We start from the raw sequence: 16,642 nt of genomic DNA, 5'->3' as shown, positions 1-16,642 counted from the left end.
AACAATGGCCAGTATCGTTCGGGTATGCGCATCTTCGTCGCTTCGGCGCCGTTGCTCGGGCACGTCTTCCCGATGATCCCGCTCGCGCGGGCGCTGCGTGACGCCGGTCACGAGGTGCTCGTTGCGACGGCGGGGCACGGGCTGGCCGCGCGCCGGCACGACCTTCCCGTGGAGGACATCGCCCCGAACCTGCGGTTCGGCCGGATCGCCGGCCGGGTGCTGCTCGGGCATCCGCTCATCGCCCGGGCCGAACTCGCCGGGGAGGGCGGGTTGCGCGGGCTCTCCCGGATCTTCGCCGCGGTCAACGACGAGATGGCCGACGGGGCGGTCGCACTGGCCGACCGCTACGAGCCGGATCTCGTCGTGCACGAGCCGCTGGCGGTGTTCGGTGCGCTGGCCGCCGCGCGCCGCGGCGCACCGGCCGTGGTGCACGAGAATTCCCTGTTCGACCCGGCCGAGCTGACCAGGAGCACGGCCGCGCGCCTCGGCAAGACCTTCCAGCGGCACGGCGTGCCGAGCCTGCCCGCCTCGGCCGGTTCGATGACGATCTCGCCGACGAGCGTGGTCGGTCCGCGCAGCGGGATGCCGATGCGCTACGAGCCGGTGAGCGTGCCGGGCGAGATCCCGGACTGGCTGCGCGAACCGCCTCGGTCGTGTCCGCGCATCCTGGTGTCCCGCAGCACCGTCGACGGGCCGTGGGAGAGCCCGATGGTGGCGGCGGTGACCGCGGCCCCGGAGGTGGACGCCGAGTTCGTCCTGGTGCGCCCGGACGACTCGATCATCGGCCGGGAACTGGCGGACAACGTCCGCACCGTCGACTGGATCCCGATCAACGACGTGCTGCCCACCTGCGCCGGGATCGTGCACCACGGTGGCGCAGGCTCGATCTTCGGTGCGCTGGCCGGTGGTACGCCGCAGCTGATGACGCCGGGCGCAGGCGACCGCAAGCACAACGCGCAGCTGGTCGCGCGACGCGGTGCGGGACTGGCCGTGTCGGCCAGGGACATCGTGGCCGCGCACCTGAAGAAGCTGGTCGAGGACCCCGCGCTGACCGCCCAGGCGCACGAGGTGCGCACCGAGATGGCGGCGATGCCCGCGCCGGAGGAGCTGGTGCCCCGATTGGAGAAGCTCGCCGCCTGATCTCCCGGGCCGATCCGCACCGCGTCGAGCTCCTCGGCCGGAAAATCCCTGCAGCACCGTCCGTTTCGCGAGATGCGGGGCGACCGGCGCCGGTGCCCGCATCCTCGGCGCCGGGTCCCGCTGGCGCGGACCGCGGCCCGCCGCCGCATGCGCGCTACGGTGGGGTTCGACAGACGAGAATGGGATTCCGGAATGAAGAACAGGCCTCCGTACGCCCTGACGTCGGTGGACAACGCGCTCCTGCTGCTGCAGATGCTGCGTGACCAGGGCGGACTCCGGGTCAGCGAGGCGGCCGAGGAGCTCGGGATCGCTCGGTCCACCGCGCACCGGCTGCTGTCGATGCTCGTCTACCGGGACTTCGCCATCCAGGATGACAGCAGGACTTACGTGCCCGGCCCGGCGCTGGGCGCCAACCAGGTCGCCGGGCATCCGAACCAGCGGTTGCGCAAGATCCTCCTCCCGCACATGGACGCACTGTGCGAGCGGGTGACCGAGACGGTGAACCTCATGGTTCGCGTGGGATCGCAGACCCGGTTCCTCGGCAGCGTGGAGTCGACCCAGGTGCTGCACGTCGGCGACCGCCGGGGCACGATCCTGCCCGCGCACCGCTCCTCGGGCGGCAAGGCGCTGCTGGCCGAGCTGTCCCGGGGCCAGCTGGAACAGCTCTACCGGTCCGGCGGGGAATCGCGCCAGCTCGGCGACGGGGAGTGGCGGTCCCTGCTGCGCGACATCAGGTCGATCGCCGAACTCGGCTACGCGGTGAACCGGGAGGGCACCGAGGCCGGGGTGGTCGCGGTCGGGATGTGCGTGCGCGACGGATCCGGTGCCGCGGTCGCGGCGTTGACGATCTCCACGCCGTCGGTCCGCTTCGACACCGCGCTGCTGCCCGTGCAGGCCCGCGAGCTGCGCGCCGCGGTGGCTCGCGCCGAGGGGGACCTGCGCGCGGCCGCCGACCTCTGAGCCCGGCTGCGCGCGGTGCGGGCGCGATGACGGCTGGTGAAAGCACCTGGTGTGCGCACCGCGGGATCGCGATCACAGCGTTTTCGCAGCGCAGGTAGGTTACCTCTGATCCACATCCCGGCTGCGGCGCCCGCGGGTTTCTGCACAGAAGAATAGTGTCCGTCTTGACGGAAATCGGCGCCTACGGTGTGCCTCATGTCGCACGCCGGAGTGCGCCCACCCAGGTCGGGCTGGGCAGCCGTACCCATCGTCGCCCTCTGCTGGATCACCGTCGTCTTCGACGGGTACGACTTGATCGTCTACGGATCGGTGCTGCCGGAGCTGCTCGCCGAACCCGGCTGGGGGCTGGATTCCGGCACGGCCGGGCTGCTCGGCAGCCTGGCGTTCGCCGGAATGCTGTTCGGCGCGCTGGCCGCCGGGGCGCTCGCCGACCGCATCGGGCGGCGCAGAGCGGTGCTGCTGTGCACGATCTGGTTCTCGGTCTTCACCGTGGCGTGCGCGTTCGCGACCGGCCCCGCGGTGTTCGGTGCCTTCCGCTTCCTGGCCGGGCTCGGGCTCGGCGGCCTCGTCCCGTCGGCCAACGCGCTGGCGGCGGAGTTCGTCCCGCCGCACCGGCGCGCGATGGTGTCCACGCTGATGATGTCCGGCGTCCCGATCGGTGGCAGTCTCGCCTCGGTGCTGGGCATGTCGATGATTCCCGCGCTCGGCTGGCCGAGCATGTTCCTGGTCGCGGCCGTGTGCCTGGTCGTCGTGGTGCCGTTGTGCTGGTGGCTGCTGCCGGAGACGGCCGCTTACTACCGCTCGCGCGGCGAGCACGACCGCGCGGACGAGATCGAACGCCGCTTCGGCACCGCCGGATCGGAACCCGCCGCGCAGGAGTCCGCCGCCACCGACCAGCCCACCGGTGCCCGCGGGCTGTTCTCCCGCCGCTACGCCGCGGCCAGCGTCCTGTACGCCAGCGCGACGCTGGCCATCCTGTTCGCCTGGTACGGGCTGGGTACCTGGCTGCCCCAGTTGATGCGCGAGTCCGGGTTCAACCTCGGCTCCTCGCTGGGATTCCTGCTGGCGCTGAATCTCGGTGCCGTGGCGGGTTCGCTGGTGACCGCCTGGGCCGGCGACCGGTTCGGGCCGATGCTGACCGGTGTGGTCGCCGCGGTCGTGGCGGCCTGCGGGCTCGGCGGGATCATGTTCGGTCCGCCGGACGCGGTCACCTACGGTCTGCTCGTGCTGGCCGGCGTGGGTACGCACGGCACCCAGTGTCTGGTCATCGCCGCCGTGGCCAACCACTACCCGGCTTCGTTGCGGGGAACCGCGCTGGGTTGGGCGCTGGGCATGGGCCGCATCGGCGCGGTGGCCGCACCGCAGGTAGGCGGTCTGCTGTTGGGCGCGGGCCTGGGCGTCGGATCGAACTTCCTGGTGTTCGCCATCGCCTCCGCGCTGGCCGGTGTCCTGCTGTGGCTGTGTCCCCGCCCCCGCCGCGGTTCCGCGGTAGGGTCCACATCGGACTCCGCGCCGGCTGCCCGGTCCTGACCCGCCCCCGCAACGGGGCCGCGCGGGCACCCGGAAGCCCGATGGGCCGGGTGCCCGCGCACTACGATCCGTTCTGCGGCAGCGGTTTCCGCCGATCCGTGCCGCGACCCCGGCTCCGTCAGGCGCCCTCGGCCGCGGACCGGTGCAGGAACGCCGCGGAGGTGCCCGGTCCCGCGGGCACGGCGAACGAGGGTGCCCCGGGACGCGGCAACCCGGCACCGGGCTCGGTGGGCCCGGTCGGGCCGGCGAGATCCTCCTCGGCGTAGCGGTGGCAGCCCTCGTGCCAGTTGCGGATCCCGCTGAGCCAGTTGCGGATCCCGTCGACGTAGTGCTCCAAGCCCTCCTGCGCCGGCCCGTCCAGCTGCAGGTCCGCGGACAGCTGCGGCAGCTGCTCGGCGACGATGTGCTCGAACTGCAGCATCCGGGTGGTCATCAGGTCGTTGACGACCTCGACGCCGCGGAACCGGTCGCAGTCCAGGAAGTCCTGCACCACCAGGACCGCGTTGTGCACCTCGCCCTCGTACTGGATCTCCTTCTGGTAGGAGAACACGTCGTTGAGCATCGTCGCGTAGTCCTGCGCGGCGTTCTCCATCGCGCGCACCGGCCGCGAGTCGAACACCTCCGCGGGCACCGCGTGCTGCAGCGACAGCCGGGACAGGCTCATGGTCAGGTCGGAGCCGAAGGTGTCCCGCCGCATCTCGATGTAGTCCACCGGATCGGGAATGCGGTTGAGCGCGTGGTTTTCCAGCTCCCAGACCCAGCTGCCGATCATCTTCTCGATGGCGGTGCGGAACACCTTCCGGTCGGCGATCGCCATCGGTTCGGCGGTGCGCACCCACAGGTCGGCCAGGCCCCGTTCCAGCGGGGTGGCGGGTTCGGGCATCGCGGAGACGTCTTCGACCGGCATGAACGCGGGCAGTCGGTCGGTCGTGGCCTTGGCGGCCGCCACATCGCGCGCCCGGCCGTACACGGCGGGGTAGTAGTCATCGCCGTAGGTGCCCCAGGCCAGCCAGTCGCTGGACAGGTCGAGCTCCTCCTGCGTGGCGTCCGGGTGGATGCCCGCGGCGCACAGCGGCAGGTCGATGTCGCGCAGGATCGGTTCGTTCCACACGTGCGACCCGGGAACGCCGACCACCGGATCGAGGATGCCGACCGAACGGCACCAGGCCACGACGTGCTCGCGGGAGGCGTCCAGGTGCGGGCTCATCCGCAGTGGGAAGGGCAGGTAGAAGTCCGGCAGCGGCAGCGGTCCGACGTCCTCGTGCGGTACGTGGCTGAAGCTGCGCAGCCGCTGCGGCATCGTCGAGGCCACAGTGGACGGAATGCGCGCCGCTGAGGTGCCCAGCCCCGTGGGCAGCAGCGAGAACCCGGGCAGATCCACCTCGCCGGCCCCGGCGTTCATGTACCGGCTGGAGCGCAGATGCCATTCGTGCCCGCCCGCCTGCCAGTCCTGCAGGCCCTTGACGTAGGCGAGCACGCCCGCGCGCGCGGCCGGGTCGACGCCGTGTTCCTCCAGCAGTGCGGGAAGTTCCACCACCGCGGTGTGCTCGAACTGGTGCAGCCGCGAGGTGAGCAGTTCGTTGACCCGGTCGGCGGCCTGCTGCGTCGGGCAGCCGAAGAACCGCTCGAACACGAGCACCCCGTTGCTGAGCTCGCCCTCGTCGTTGACCTCGCGCTGGTAGGAGAACAGGTCGTTGCGCAGGTGCACGCCGTCGGAGAACGTGTCGCGCAGTACGAGCATGGGCCTGCTCGCGGCGATCTCGGCGGGCACTTCGGCTCCGACGGCGTGCTCCACGAGGTTCGCCGACCACGGTGCGCCGCCGACCTTGCGGCGCATCTCGATGTACTCGATGGGGTTGGCGACCCGGCCGTCGTTGATGTTGGTGAGCTCCCACAGCGATTCGTCCAGCAGGTTGCGGGTGCTCTCGGCGAACCGCTGCCGCCAGGATGCCGACATCGCGGGCACCGTGCGCTCCCATAGGTCGGCCAGCGCGCGCTCCACCGGGTTGGTCGGCTCCTCCTGGATCTCCCCGTCGACGGGCATGAACAGCCGCAGCCGGGTGAGGTGCTCGGTCGCGGCGTCCATGTCGCCGCTGCGCTTGTACAGCTCCACGAAGTGGTCGTCGAAGTAGAAGACCCAGATGTACCACTCGGTGATCAGGTCCAGCTCCGGGCCGGAGGCGTCGGGATGGGTGTAGGCGCACAGCAGGGCGTAGTCGTGCGCGTCGAGGTCGGCCTCGCTCCAGATGTGGATGCCCTGCTGCGGTTCGTCGACCATGCCCATCGCCTGCGACCACGCCTTGCTGCGCTCGCGGGTCCGCTCCAGGTTCGGGTTCAGCCGGGCCGGATGCGGGGTGTACATCTCCGGGAGCGTGAAGGGCTGCATGGGGCTGCTACCTGACCTTCCTCGGTGTCGCCGGGCCGGGACGACGGGTCGCCGCGGTTGTGGTGCTCTGGCAGGCAACCAAGATCTCCGGGGACGTCCAAGGGGGTCGCGGCACGGTTACCCGATCAGGTGCATCGTTGCGCTCGGTCGGCCCACCGGCGTGCCGGTGCGCGTGGCCCGGCGTCAGTTCACCCCGGCCCACGTGATCTCGAAACGAGCGATGCAATGTCGACAACGCTGAATAGGTGTCGGTTTTCGCGCAGCCGAGGCTGTGCACCGCGGGTGATCGGAACGAGAGGATCAGGCTGGGACGCCCGAGCCCGCACTGCCCAGGTCGGCCACGGCTCGCAGACCGGGCGGACCGCACGCCCGCACCAGCAGCCCGGACTTGGCCTTCGGGGAGAACCACGTCGATTTCGGCGGGAGCACCTCCCCGGCGTCGGCCAGCGCCATGACCCGCTCCACGGAGGGCGGCGACGGGTGGAAGTGCACCGTGCGGGTGTGCGCGCAGGCGCAGCCGCCCCCGGTGGACGGCACCGGGACCGGCTCGACGCCGGCGGCCTCGGCCAATGCCGGGAGCACCTGCCGGTCGAGTTGGACCACGTCCGGCTCCCCGCCGGGCCGCAGCGCCAGCTGGTGGTGGTGCCCGTCGATGCGGACCGGGACCACCCCCGGTTCCGCGCGCGTCCGTCCCGTCCCGCGTTCGCCCGGCCGCACGGACCGGACCCCCGGTTGGGCGGCCAGCAGCTCCAGCACCTGCTGTTCGCCCAGCCCGGCCGGCAGCCGCAGGCAGCGGTGGTAGCCGTGTACCTGCATCTCGTCCGCGGGGAACAGTGCCGCCAGCGCGTACCTGCTCGGATCCGCGTCCCCCGGTGCGCCTGCTCGGGCGTCGTGCTGCTCGGCCGCGGCCATCCGGTGGTGCCCGTCGGCGATGTAGAGCGGGCCGGCCCGCCGGATCGCCGTCCGCACCGCCAGATCCAGCTCCGCCCCGGAGCGCAGCCACAGCTCGTGCGCCACCCCGGCCCCGGTGGTGCGCACGTCCGGGGCAGCGGTCGTGATCGTCGCGAGTGCCTCGCGCAGCTCGGCCGACGGCAGGTGGGTGAGCAGCACCGGCGTGTGCTCCAGTCCGGTGCGCTCGGCCATCTCGGTGAGCCGGCGCACCCGGTCCGGCTGCACCGACTCGTGGCGCAGGATGCGGCCGGCGCGGTAGTCGTCCACGGCGACCTCGGTGACGATCCCGGTCTGCCGGTGTCCGGTGGTCTCCACGCGGTAGGCGATCACCGCGGGCTCGGTGGCCGGGGTGTACCCGCCCGCTTCCAGCAGCTGCCGAGCGCGGACCGGTCCGGCGTGCGCGGCGGCCGTGTGCCGCGGATCGGCCACCGCGACCCGCGGCGCGCGGGTGGCGACCCCGCGGGGGGTCATGCGGCACCTCCGGTGACCTCGGCGGGCAGCTGCTCGCCGTTGACGCAGTGCCGCACCTCGCCCTGCCCGAACGCGCGCAGCATCCGCACGACCTCGGCGGCGACGGCGTCCTGCGCTTGCCGGGTGGAGGCGCCGATGTGGTGCGTGCCGTACACGTTCGGGTGGGCGGCGAGGTTCGAGGAGATCGTGCCGGTGCCGCCCGCCGGTTCGGCGGCGAACACGTCGATACCGGCCAGGATGCCGCGCGCGTCCATGACCTCGATGAGCGCGGCCTCGTCGACGAGGTGGGCGCGGGCGGTGTTGAGCACGATCGCGCCGGGCCGCAGTTCCGCCAGCACATGCCGGTCCAGCAGCGTGCCGCTGTCGCCGGGTGCGTGCAGCGAGAGCACATCGCAGGTGCGCGCCAGAGCGGGCAGGTCGTCGACGTAGCGGACGCCGAGCTGCTCCGCGCGTTCGGCGACCTCGGCGGACCGGCCCGGTTTGGCCACGGTGTGCACGCGGGCCCCGAACGCGGCGACCCGCGCGGCGAACTCCAGGCCGATCCGGCCCAGCCCCACGATGCCCACGTCGCGGTCGGCGATCCCGCGGGCGCGGGAGAACCCCGCCTTGTCCCAGGTCCCGGTGCGCAGTGCGGTCACGTTGCCCACGATGTCGCGGTCCAGGGCCAGCAGCAGTGCGCAGGCGAGTTCGGCGACCGCTGCGGAGTTGCGCCCGGGCACGTTGCACACCCGCACGCCGGCTCGTGCGGCCGCCGCCGTGTCGATGGTGTCGGTCCCGGCACCGGCGCGGATCACTAGGCGCAGATCGCCGCCCGCGGTCACGACCTCGGCGGGCACCCGCGTGCTGCGCACCACGAGCGCCTGCATCCCGGCGACCTCGGCGGGCAGTTCACCTGTCGTGGCCTCCGGTCGGTAGCGGTAGGCGTGCCCGTCCGCGGCGAGCTCGGCGAGCCGGGTTTCGGGGAAGGTGTCGGCGACGAGTACTCGCATCACGCGCTCCCTCCGGTGCGGGTCCACCGCGGTCGAGTGTTGCTCATGGCGCTACTCATTGCTCATTGCGCAATAGCACCCGGACGTCCGTCAACACCCGGCCGGTGGTCGCGGCCGGTTCCGGTGCGGCGGCGGCTCAGCGCGGGCGCAACTGCTCGAACGCGACCGCGGTGGCCAGCCCGAAGGCGGCGTGCGGCAGCAGGTCGGACAGCCACGACTCGGCCGTCCACGTCCGCGGATCGGTCACCCCGAGCGTGGCCATCGGCGCCACGCTGCCCGCGTTCGCGATCAGGCCGGCGACCGCGCCCAGCACCGGCAGCGGCGCCGCGCCCAGCGCCGGGCGCAGCAGGCCGTACGCGGCGCCGGATGCCAGTCCGGTGACCAGCCCGAGCAGCGCCCCCGAACCGCTGCGCCGGTTGGCGCGCGCCGCTTCGTCGGCGCCGGGCAGCACCACTCCGGTGAGCTCCTCCGTTCGCCGGACCGTGGTGTCCGGGGTCGTGCTGGCCGGGCGCGCCCGCACGGCCATGTCCGCGTACGTGGCCAGGTTGAGCGCGGTGGTCCCGGCAGCACCGGCGAGAACCCCGCGGGCGAGTCTGCGCATCCCGGCTCCTTCCGTCGCGCGTCGCGGACGCTTCTACGGATACCCCGTGCGGGGCGTGGTCGAACATCGGCGGAAACCGGATGGGAATCAATTCTCCCGCTGATCCCGAAGTGCTTTCACCACCGCCGAAGTCCGGTCAGCTACTCCCAATTTTGTGAAAATGTTGTGCAAATGATTCTTGACCGTGCGCTCGGAGATTTCCAATGAACGTGCTATCTGCCGGTTCGACCAGCCGCGCACCAGGTGTTCGAGGACATCGCGTTCCCGCTTGGTCAGTTGCGGCAGCCGCGGATCGGCGGGGGCCTCCGCGTCCGGGCCCTCGATCGCTTCCCGGGTGAGCTGGGAGCGCAATGCGACCAGTTGCGTGACCTGGTCCAATACTTGGCACAGCGCCTGCGAGTGGTCGCCGGCTTCGCGCAGCAGGACGACGATCGCTCGGTCCAGCGCCCGATCGTACGAATGGACCATCAAGCGCCTCCACCACGTGCTCCGGGTCTACTCCTGCCGGTCGCAGCAGGTCGTGCCGGGGATTCGGTCATCTCCGGTCACCCTGTACTTCGTCAGGAACGGCCGCGCAGGTGACCCGTGCGGGCCGATTTACGCCCGAATGCCGCTCCGGTTGGTGCGAACGGCCTAGTACGCATCTCCGGGATACCGGTCCGGCGCGACTGCTGGTCGTAGGCCGAACTGTTCATGGTGGTGATCGGCTCGCCGACCATAGGTTCGCTTTCGGAAGCAACGAATCTCCAACTTGAAGGAGGTTTCGACCATGTCGGCTCTGTCGAGCCCGGGCCGAGTCACCTCTCGTCCACGACAAGAGCCGCAGGGTGAGATGCCGGAGTCGGGCGTGGCCCCGGCGGAAGCTGTCGAAGCCGTACGAGAGCGCCTCGACCGCGATTTCCACCCCGCGAGCAACCTGGCCACATTCCTGACGACGTCATTCGAACCCGAAGCCGAAAAACTGTTCGGTTCCTATCTGCACTACAACCTCGCCGACCGCGACCAGTACCCCGGGCTGGAGGACCTCGCACAGGAATGCGTCCGCATCCTCGGCGGGCTCTGGCACGGCGACCCCGAGCGGGTCGTCGGCTCGGCCACCACCGGTTCCAGCGAGGCGGCGATGCTGGCCGGTGCGACGCTGCTGCGTCGCTGGCAGGCCCGGTCCGGCACCGCCGGAGCGCGGCCGAACCTCGTCATGGGCGCGGGATCGCACGTCTGCTGGTTGAAGTTCTGCCGCCACTGGGGGGTCGAGGCGCGGGTCGCCCCGGCACGGCCGGGTTCGCTCGGGCTGGATGCCGGAGTCGTCAGCCAGCTGTGCGACGAGTCGACCATCGGCGTGGTCAGCGTCCTGGGCTCGACCCTGGATGGCAGCTACGACCCGGTCCGGGACATCTCGACCGCGCTCGACGAGCTGGCGCTGCACCGCGGTGTGGACGTCCCGCTGCACATCGACGCGGCGTCCGGCGGGCTGTTCACGCCGTTCGTGGACCCCGAACTCGCCTGGGACTTCCAGCTGCCCCGCGTGGTGTCCATCAACGCCTCCGGGCACAAGTACGGCCTGGTACCACCCGGGCTCGGCTGGGTCGTCTGGCGCAGCGGTGAAACCCGCACCGGCGGGCTCGGATTCAGCGTCAACTACCTGGGGACCAACGACACCTACCACGAACTCAGCTTCTCCAAGTCCGCCGCACCCGTGGTCCTGCAGTACTACAACTTCCTGCGCCTCGGGTTCACCGGGTACCGGACCGTGCACACCCGCACGAGATCGGTCGCGGCGATGCTGGCCGGCCGACTGCGCGAAACCGGGCGGTTCCACCTGTTGGGCGACGGCAGCCAGCTGCCGGTGATCGCGCTGACCGCGGCACCGGACCTGAAGCTGACCCACCTGGCCATGCACCTGGCCGACCGCGGCTGGTCGGTACCGGTCTACGCCCTGCCTCCCGACCTCACCGATGTCGAAGTCCTGCGCATCGTGGTGCGCAACGACCTCACCGCTGATGCGGCCGAGTCGTTCGCCTCCGCGGTCCGCGAATTCACCCGTTCGGCAAGTTGATCAGAAAGGAGTTCACGGTGCGCCCGATCCGAATCGTCAGCCGCCTAGCGAGGCGGAATCCGCCCGAACGCGAGGCCGGACTGCGCCTGGGCATCTACCAGGGCGAGAACCCGTCCGGGACGTCCGCAGCGGTGATCGAGAACCTCGCCAGGATGGAAGAGGTCCTGACGATCGCCGCCCGCTACGACTGCCAGTTGTGCGCCTTCCCCGAGTGCTACAACACCGGGTACTCGCTCGGGCCGTCGGAGTGCCGGGAACTCGCCGAACCCCGGGACGGCGAGAGCATCAGAACCGCACGCAAGCTGACGACCCAGCACGGGGTGTCCGTGGCGCTGCCCTACATCGAACGGGGTGAAGACGGAGGGATCTACGACGCGATCGCGCTGGTATCCAACGGCGAACTCCTGGCCAACTACCGCAAGACCCATCTCTACGGCGCCGCGGAGCGGGCCAACTTCTCCCCGGGGACCGAGATCCCGCCGGTGGTCGAGCTCAACGGCTTCCGGGTGGGGATCCTCAACTGCTACGAGTGCGAGTTCCCGCCGCTGTACCAGAGCCTGGTGCGGCGCGGAGCGCAGCTGATCGTCGGCCCGACCGCCGCCGACCAGCACTTCGTCCTGCACGACGGGACTCCCACACTGGTGCCCTACCCGGACGCGACCGAGCACATCATCCCCGCGATGGCCGCGGTGTGGCGGGTGTTCGTCGCCTACGCCAACCGGCGCGGCTGGGAGGTGTCCGACCGGGGGCAGTGGGAATACCGGGCCAACTCGGGAATCTGGGGCCCGGACGGCAAGCCGGTCGTGGCCGCGGGTCAGGCTGAACGGGTCGAGGACAGCATCCTCATCGCCGACTGCGTGCCCGGATCGGTCGCGCCGTTCAGCCCGGAAGGCGACCACCTCGCGGACTCGCGCGTGCCGATGGGCGAGGACCTGCTCCCCGCCAACTAGGCGGCACGCCGACTGGGCTACCCGGCACAACGGGGCGCCGCCAACTGGGCGGGTGCCGGGACGGACCCGCGCGGGGTGCTGCACCGCGGTGCAGCACCCCGCGCGGTCAGGCCCGCTGGCCGGCGACCTCCACCATGGGAGCCCGCCGTACTCCCTCGGTGGCGAAGCGGTCGAGGATCGCCTTGGCGACCTCGACCGCGTTCGGCCGGTCACCGTGCAGGCAGATCGTGTCCGCGTCCACCGGCACTGCGGTGCCGTTCACCGACGTCACCGACCCCCGCAGGACCGACATCACCTGATCGGCGCAGACTTCCGGATCCTTGGCCTGCGGGTTCGGCTCGATGATGATGTGCCCGTTGTCGTCGTAGTCCAGGTCCGCGAACGCCTCCCGCACGACCCGGTACCCGCGTTCGGCCACGCGATCGGCGGTCGGCCCGGCCAGCAGCACCACCCGCACTTCCGGATCCGCGCTCTGCACCGCGTCCGCGACCGCCTCGGCCGCGTCCGGATCGCGCAGGGTCAACCCGTAGAGCGCCCCGTGCGGTTTGACGTGCCGGACCGGCACGCCCAGCGAGTCCGCCACCGCGCGCAGCGCCCCGAACTGGTAGAGGCAGGCATCGGCCGCCTCCCGGGGGGACATCGCCAGCGCGCGCCTACCGAACCCGGCCAGGTCCGGAAATCCCGGGTGCGCTCCCACCGCGGTGTCGCCGTCCGCGGCCAGCTGCACCGAGCGGCGCATCGTCGCCGGATCACCCGCATGCCAACCGCAGGCCACGTTCACCGAAGTGACCAGCGGGATCAGCCGCTCGTCATCGCCGAGCTGCCAGCGGCCGAAACTCTCCCCGGCGTCGGCGTTGAGATCGACCAACGTCCGCACTCCGATCACCTCCCGGATCCGCAACGCACTCTTCAGGACGAGTGATAACCCGGCATCGAGAATGCACCGTCCGCCGGTTGCATGCGATACACCGATGGGGGATCTTCGTTCGCAAGCGTCATGCGGCCGGACCGGCTCCGGCGCATCCTCGCAGTTGGGTATAGGTGCCTCTCCGCACTAGGAGGTCGACCGTGACCGAGACGAGGGTCCAGCTTCCACCGGCCCGCTACGAGTACGGAGGGGACGAGTTCGTCTTCGTCGAACTCGACCGCGAGATGAGCCTGGAAGCCAATTTCAAGGCCATGGCTATCACCGGCGCACTGCGCCGCGAGGAGATCGACGGGATCATCGACATCTGCCCGTCCAACGCGTCCTACCTGGTGCGCCTCGATCCGGACCGGCTCAACCCGGCGGATCTGGTCCGGGAGTTGCAGCGCCTGGAGCGAACGGCCGGGGACCTCCCGGACGACTACGCGGTGCAGACCCGGATCGTGGACGTCCCGGTGCTCTTCGACGACCCGTGGACGCGGGAAACGCTGCTGCGGTTCCGGGACAACCACCAGGACCCCGCGGTCACCGATCTCGAATACGCTGCCCGGATCAACGGCCACCCGACCGTCGAATCGCTCATCGAGGCGATCGCATCGGCACCGTTCATCGTCACGATGCTGGGTTTCGTGCCCGGTCTCCCGTTCTGCTACCAGATGGTCCCGCGCGAACGGCAGATCGAGGTACCCAAGTACGTCCGGCCCAGGACCGACACGCCGGAGCGCGCGTTCGGGTACGGCGGGGCGTTCGCCGTCGTCTACCCGGTGCGCGGCGCGGGCGGCTACCAGCTGTTCGGCATCGCCCCCGCGCCGGTCTTCGACCTCAGCCAGCAGCTGCCCGACTTCGCCGACCACATCGCCTTCCCGAAACCCAGCGACATCCTGCGCTACCGGCCGATCGACCGCGACGAGTACGACCTGACCCGTTCGGAAGTGGAATCCGGGACGTTCCGCTACCGCACGCGCGACGTCGAGTTCACCCCGGCGGCCTTCCTCGCCGATCCGGACGGCGTCAACCGCGAGCTGCTGGAGGTGCTGTACCGATGAGCAAAGTGATCGTGCGCTCCGGGGGAGTGTCCACGACGGTCCAGGACTCCGGCCGAGACGGCCAATACGCCATCGGCATGCCGCCGTCCGGGGCGATGGACCAGTACTCCTACGCCGTGGCCAACGACCTCGTGGGCAACCCGCCGGGCGCCGCCGCGCTGGAAGCGACCTACCTCGGGCCCGAACTGGAATTCACCGACAGCAGGCACCTCGCGGTGACCGGAGCCGACTGCGAGATCACCATCAACGGTGAGACCGCCGCCATGTGGCAGACCCTGCGGGTCGGCTCCGGCGACGTGCTGAAGTTCAAGCCGGTGCGCAACGGTGCCCGCCCCTACATCGCCGTCAGCGGCGGGGTCGACGTGCCGCCCTACCTCGGATCCCGGTCGACCTACATGCTCACCGGCATCGGCGGGTTCGAGGGACGCAGCCTCACCGAAGGCGACCGGCTCCCGCTCGGCGAGAACCAGACCCCGCCGCCGGTCGGCACCACCGTTCCCGAGTCGCTGCGGCTGGAATTCCCGGCCGTGACCGAGCTCCGCTTCGTCATCGGCCTGTGCGCCTACCGGCTGACCGAAGCCGCGCTGGAGTCCTTCCTGGGCACCGAATGGAAGATCACCAAGGACGCGGACCGCGTCGGCTACCGGCTGCGCGGTGGCAAGCTCGACTTCATCGAGCGCGAACAGCCCTTCGGGGCCGGCAGCGACCCGGCCAACGTCGTCGATCTCGGCTATCCGGTGGGGTCGGTGCAGATCCCCGGAGGCGACGAGCCGATCGTGCTGCTCAACGACGCGGTGACCGGTGGTGGCTACGCGACCATCGGCACCGTCATATCGGTCGACCGGGACCGCATCGCGCAGGCGCGGACCGGTACCAGGGTGAGCTTCGCCGCGGTGGACATCGACGCGGCGATGGCGGCCCGCCAGGAGCGTCGCGAGCGGTTGGAGCAGGCCCGTTCCGTTGTTGCCGTCGATCAGGGGTGAGGTGAGGCAATCATGTCCAAGGTTGAGGCGCAGATGCCCGGGGTGTTCTACCGCCGCCCGGCGCCTGACAAGGACGCGTTCATCGAGGAAGGCGCCGAGATCACGCCCGGCCAGACGATCGCGCTCATCGAGGTCATGAAGACCTTCAACGAGATCAAGGCCGAGCAGCAGGGGCGGGTCAGTCGGATCCTGCTCGACGACGGCGACGAGGTCGAGGCCGGCCAGGCGATGTTCGAGGTCGATGAATCATGAGTGGGCTGCGTCGAGTGCTCGTGGCCAACCGCGGTGAGATCGCCACGCGGATCATCCGGGCTTGCCACACCGCGGGGATCGAAGCCGTCGCGGTGTACTCGGATGCCGACGAGCGAGCGCGGTGGGTCCGGATGGCCGACGACGCGGTGCACATCGGACGGTCGGCGGCGCGCAAGTCCTACTTGGACGTCGAGGCCCTGCTGAAAGCAGCCAGGTCGACCGAGGTCGACGCGGTGCACCCCGGATACGGTTTCCTGTCCGAGAGCGCGGAGTTCGCGCGGTCCATCGCCGAAGCCGGACTCGTGTTCATCGGGCCGCCGGCCAGTGCGATCGAGCAGATGGGGGACAAGGCGACCGCGCGGCGCACCGCCGAGTCCGCCGAGGTCCCGGTCGTTCCCGGCAGCGGCCCGGTCACCGAGCTCGCCGATGCGGAGAAGGTCGCCGCCTCCGTCGGGTATCCGATGCTGGTGAAGGCGGCCGCCGGCGGGGGCGGGCGCGGTATCCGGCCGGTGCGCAACGGCGCGGAACTGGCCGAGGTGCTGCCCACCGCGCAGGCCGAAGCGCAGTCCGCGTTCGGGGACGGCACGATCTACCTGGAACGGGCGGTGCCCGGCGCGCGGCACGTCGAGGTGCAGGTCCTGGCCGATGACCACGGCACCGTGCTGCACCTGTACGAACGGGACTGCTCGGTGCAGCGGCGCAGGCAGAAGCTCATCGAGGAGGCGCCGGCCCCGGCGCTGCAGGAGAGCACCCGGGAGGCGATCACCTCGGCGGCGGTGCGGCTGGCGCGGCACGTGGGCTACCGCAACGCGGGCACCGTCGAGTTCCTCGTGGATTCCGAGGAGAACTTCTTCTTCATCGAGATGAACACGCGCGTCCAGGTCGAGCACCCCATCACGGAGATGATCACCGGGGTGGACATCGTGGCCGAGCAGTTGCGCATCGCCGGTGGTCGGGCGCTGTCGATCACCCAGGACGAGGTGCAGCGGCGCGGGACGGCGGTCGAGCTGCGCATCAACGCCGAGGACCCGGAGCGCGACTTCACCCCGACACCCGGTGATATCGCGGAGTTCGAGCTCCCCGGCGGCCCCGGGGTGCGCATCGACACCGGTATGGCGCAAGGCGACCGGATCAGTCCGTTCTACGATTCGCTCATCGCCAAGCTGGCGTGCTGGGGCGCCGACCGCGATCAGGCGTACGCGCGGGCCCGCCAGGCGCTGGAGGAGTTCCACGTCAGCGGTGTGTCCAGCACGATCGACCTGCACCGGCAGCTGACGGTGGCCGAGGACCTGCGCAAGGGTCCGGTGCACGTCAACTGGCTGGAGCAGTGGCTGGGCGACTGATTCGGCGGGTTCGCGTGCTGCCGTTCGCCGAAATCGGATGCGCGGGTCGACCGCTTCCGGGC

15 protein-coding genes are annotated in these 16,642 nt (G+C 70.8%); 9 read left to right on the top strand and 6 right to left on the bottom strand.

Translation table 11 applies throughout. From position 1 onward, the window contains the following. Positions 1 to 24 precede the first annotated feature (24 nt). The 3 genes from IQ251_RS13480 to IQ251_RS13470 all read left to right on the top strand — a co-directional run bounded on the left by IQ251_RS13480 (position 25) and on the right by IQ251_RS13470 (position 3,630). Positions 25 to 1,140: a nucleotide disphospho-sugar-binding domain-containing protein gene (locus tag IQ251_RS13480; RefSeq protein WP_193928905.1), complete on the top strand. Its 1,116-nt coding sequence runs from the start codon at positions 25 to 27 to the stop codon at positions 1,138 to 1,140. A 192-nt stretch (positions 1,141 to 1,332) separates the two neighbouring features. After that, entirely contained in the window at positions 1,333 to 2,100 is a 768-nt protein-coding gene (locus IQ251_RS13475; RefSeq protein WP_193928904.1) for an IclR family transcriptional regulator, read from the top strand. Positions 2,101 to 2,295: 195 nt separating this feature from the next. Continuing rightward, on the top strand, positions 2,296 to 3,630 hold the full coding sequence (locus IQ251_RS13470) for an MFS transporter (RefSeq protein ID WP_193928903.1): 1,335 nt from the start codon (positions 2,296 to 2,298) through the stop codon (positions 3,628 to 3,630). Positions 3,631 to 3,748: 118 nt separating this feature from the next. Here IQ251_RS13470 and IQ251_RS13465 read toward each other — a convergent pair whose 3' ends face one another. From IQ251_RS13465 to IQ251_RS20115, 5 genes are all read right to left on the bottom strand, one after another. Beyond that, positions 3,749 to 6,016, bottom strand: a complete 2,268-nt coding sequence (locus IQ251_RS13465) for a terpene synthase family protein (RefSeq protein WP_193928902.1) — start codon at positions 6,014 to 6,016, stop codon at positions 3,749 to 3,751. Between the two features lie 300 nt (positions 6,017 to 6,316). Next, the gene (locus IQ251_RS13460; protein ID WP_193928901.1) at positions 6,317 to 7,438 is read right to left on the bottom strand and encodes a DUF1015 family protein; all 1,122 of its coding nucleotides are present in this window, start codon (positions 7,436 to 7,438) and stop codon (positions 6,317 to 6,319) included. Next, entirely contained in the window at positions 7,435 to 8,427 is a 993-nt protein-coding gene (locus IQ251_RS13455; RefSeq protein WP_193928900.1) for an NAD(P)-dependent oxidoreductase, read from the bottom strand. Before IQ251_RS13455 ends, IQ251_RS13460 begins: the two co-directional genes overlap by 4 nt. Positions 8,428 to 8,563: 136 nt before the next feature. Next, complete coding sequence (locus tag IQ251_RS13450; protein ID WP_193928899.1) at positions 8,564 to 9,028, bottom strand: hypothetical protein; 465 nt, start codon at positions 9,026 to 9,028, stop codon at positions 8,564 to 8,566. A gap of 87 nt (positions 9,029 to 9,115) precedes the next feature. Continuing rightward, a complete protein-coding gene (locus IQ251_RS20115) occupies positions 9,116 to 9,496 on the bottom strand; it encodes a helix-turn-helix domain-containing protein (RefSeq protein ID WP_193928898.1) in 381 nt (126 codons plus the stop codon). Between the two features lie 301 nt (positions 9,497 to 9,797). On the opposite strand from IQ251_RS20115, the gene gad reads away from it, so the two are divergent. Together gad and IQ251_RS13435 are read left to right on the top strand one after the other, a co-directional pair. Next, positions 9,798 to 11,081, top strand: coding sequence for a glutamate decarboxylase (gene gad, locus IQ251_RS13440; RefSeq protein WP_193928897.1), 1,284 nt, complete (start codon positions 9,798 to 9,800; stop codon positions 11,079 to 11,081). A 17-nt stretch (positions 11,082 to 11,098) separates the two neighbouring features. Beyond that, the gene (locus tag IQ251_RS13435; RefSeq protein ID WP_193928896.1) at positions 11,099 to 12,031 is read left to right on the top strand and encodes a nitrilase-related carbon-nitrogen hydrolase; all 933 of its coding nucleotides are present in this window, start codon (positions 11,099 to 11,101) and stop codon (positions 12,029 to 12,031) included. Positions 12,032 to 12,137: 106 nt separating this feature from the next. On the opposite strand, the gene IQ251_RS13430 is transcribed toward IQ251_RS13435, so the two are convergent. After that, entirely contained in the window at positions 12,138 to 12,908 is a 771-nt protein-coding gene (locus IQ251_RS13430) for a LamB/YcsF family protein (RefSeq protein ID WP_193928895.1), read from the bottom strand. 191 nt (positions 12,909 to 13,099) lie between these two features. On the opposite strand from IQ251_RS13430, the gene IQ251_RS13425 reads away from it, so the two are divergent. Genes IQ251_RS13425 through IQ251_RS13410 form a run of 4 tightly spaced genes read left to right on the top strand, consistent with a single transcriptional unit; the run spans position 13,100 to position 16,580 of the window. Further along, on the top strand, positions 13,100 to 14,002 hold the full coding sequence (locus IQ251_RS13425) for a 5-oxoprolinase subunit B family protein (RefSeq protein WP_193928894.1): 903 nt from the start codon (positions 13,100 to 13,102) through the stop codon (positions 14,000 to 14,002). Further along, positions 13,999 to 14,985 (top strand): 5-oxoprolinase subunit C family protein, encoded by a 987-nt coding sequence (locus IQ251_RS13420; protein WP_193928893.1) that lies wholly within the window; start codon positions 13,999 to 14,001, stop codon positions 14,983 to 14,985. Before IQ251_RS13425 ends, IQ251_RS13420 begins: the two co-directional genes overlap by 4 nt. 12 nt (positions 14,986 to 14,997) lie before the next feature. Then, on the top strand, positions 14,998 to 15,237 hold the full coding sequence (locus IQ251_RS13415) for an acetyl-CoA carboxylase (RefSeq protein ID WP_193928892.1): 240 nt from the start codon (positions 14,998 to 15,000) through the stop codon (positions 15,235 to 15,237). Next, the gene (locus IQ251_RS13410; RefSeq protein WP_193928891.1) at positions 15,234 to 16,580 is read left to right on the top strand and encodes an acetyl-CoA carboxylase biotin carboxylase subunit; all 1,347 of its coding nucleotides are present in this window, start codon (positions 15,234 to 15,236) and stop codon (positions 16,578 to 16,580) included. The genes IQ251_RS13415 and IQ251_RS13410 overlap by 4 nt, the downstream gene beginning before the upstream one ends. Positions 16,581 to 16,642: the final 62 nt, after the last annotated feature.

This window comes from Saccharopolyspora montiporae (assembly GCF_015209505.1).
Lineage (GTDB): Bacteria > Actinomycetota > Actinomycetes > Mycobacteriales > Pseudonocardiaceae > Saccharopolyspora > Saccharopolyspora montiporae.
Note: the sequence above shows the minus strand (reverse complement) of the source record. Positions and strands in the feature narration are given on the sequence as shown.

What these genes read in the sequence shown, in the direction of transcription:
- IQ251_RS13480 (WP_193928905.1), top strand. Translation starts at nt 25, where the DNA reads ATGCGCATCTTCGTCGCTTCGGCGCCGTTGCTCGGGCACGTCTTCCCG.
- IQ251_RS13475 (WP_193928904.1), top strand. Translation starts at nt 1,333, where the DNA reads ATGAAGAACAGGCCTCCGTACGCCCTGACGTCGGTGGACAACGCGCTC.
- IQ251_RS13470 (WP_193928903.1), top strand. Translation starts at nt 2,296, where the DNA reads ATGTCGCACGCCGGAGTGCGCCCACCCAGGTCGGGCTGGGCAGCCGTA.
- IQ251_RS13465 (WP_193928902.1), bottom strand. Translation starts at nt 6,016, where the DNA reads ATGCAGCCCTTCACGCTCCCGGAGATGTACACCCCGCATCCGGCCCGG.
- IQ251_RS13460 (WP_193928901.1), bottom strand. Translation starts at nt 7,438, where the DNA reads ATGACCCCCCGCGGGGTCGCCACCCGCGCGCCGCGGGTCGCGGTGGCC.
- IQ251_RS13455 (WP_193928900.1), bottom strand. Translation starts at nt 8,427, where the DNA reads ATGCGAGTACTCGTCGCCGACACCTTCCCCGAAACCCGGCTCGCCGAG.
- IQ251_RS13450 (WP_193928899.1), bottom strand. Translation starts at nt 9,028, where the DNA reads ATGCGCAGACTCGCCCGCGGGGTTCTCGCCGGTGCTGCCGGGACCACC.
- IQ251_RS20115 (WP_193928898.1), bottom strand. Translation starts at nt 9,496, where the DNA reads ATGGTCCATTCGTACGATCGGGCGCTGGACCGAGCGATCGTCGTCCTG.
- gad (WP_193928897.1), top strand. Translation starts at nt 9,798, where the DNA reads ATGTCGGCTCTGTCGAGCCCGGGCCGAGTCACCTCTCGTCCACGACAA.
- IQ251_RS13420 (WP_193928893.1), top strand. Translation starts at nt 13,999, where the DNA reads ATGAGCAAAGTGATCGTGCGCTCCGGGGGAGTGTCCACGACGGTCCAG.
- IQ251_RS13415 (WP_193928892.1), top strand. Translation starts at nt 14,998, where the DNA reads ATGTCCAAGGTTGAGGCGCAGATGCCCGGGGTGTTCTACCGCCGCCCG.
- IQ251_RS13410 (WP_193928891.1), top strand. Translation starts at nt 15,234, where the DNA reads ATGAGTGGGCTGCGTCGAGTGCTCGTGGCCAACCGCGGTGAGATCGCC.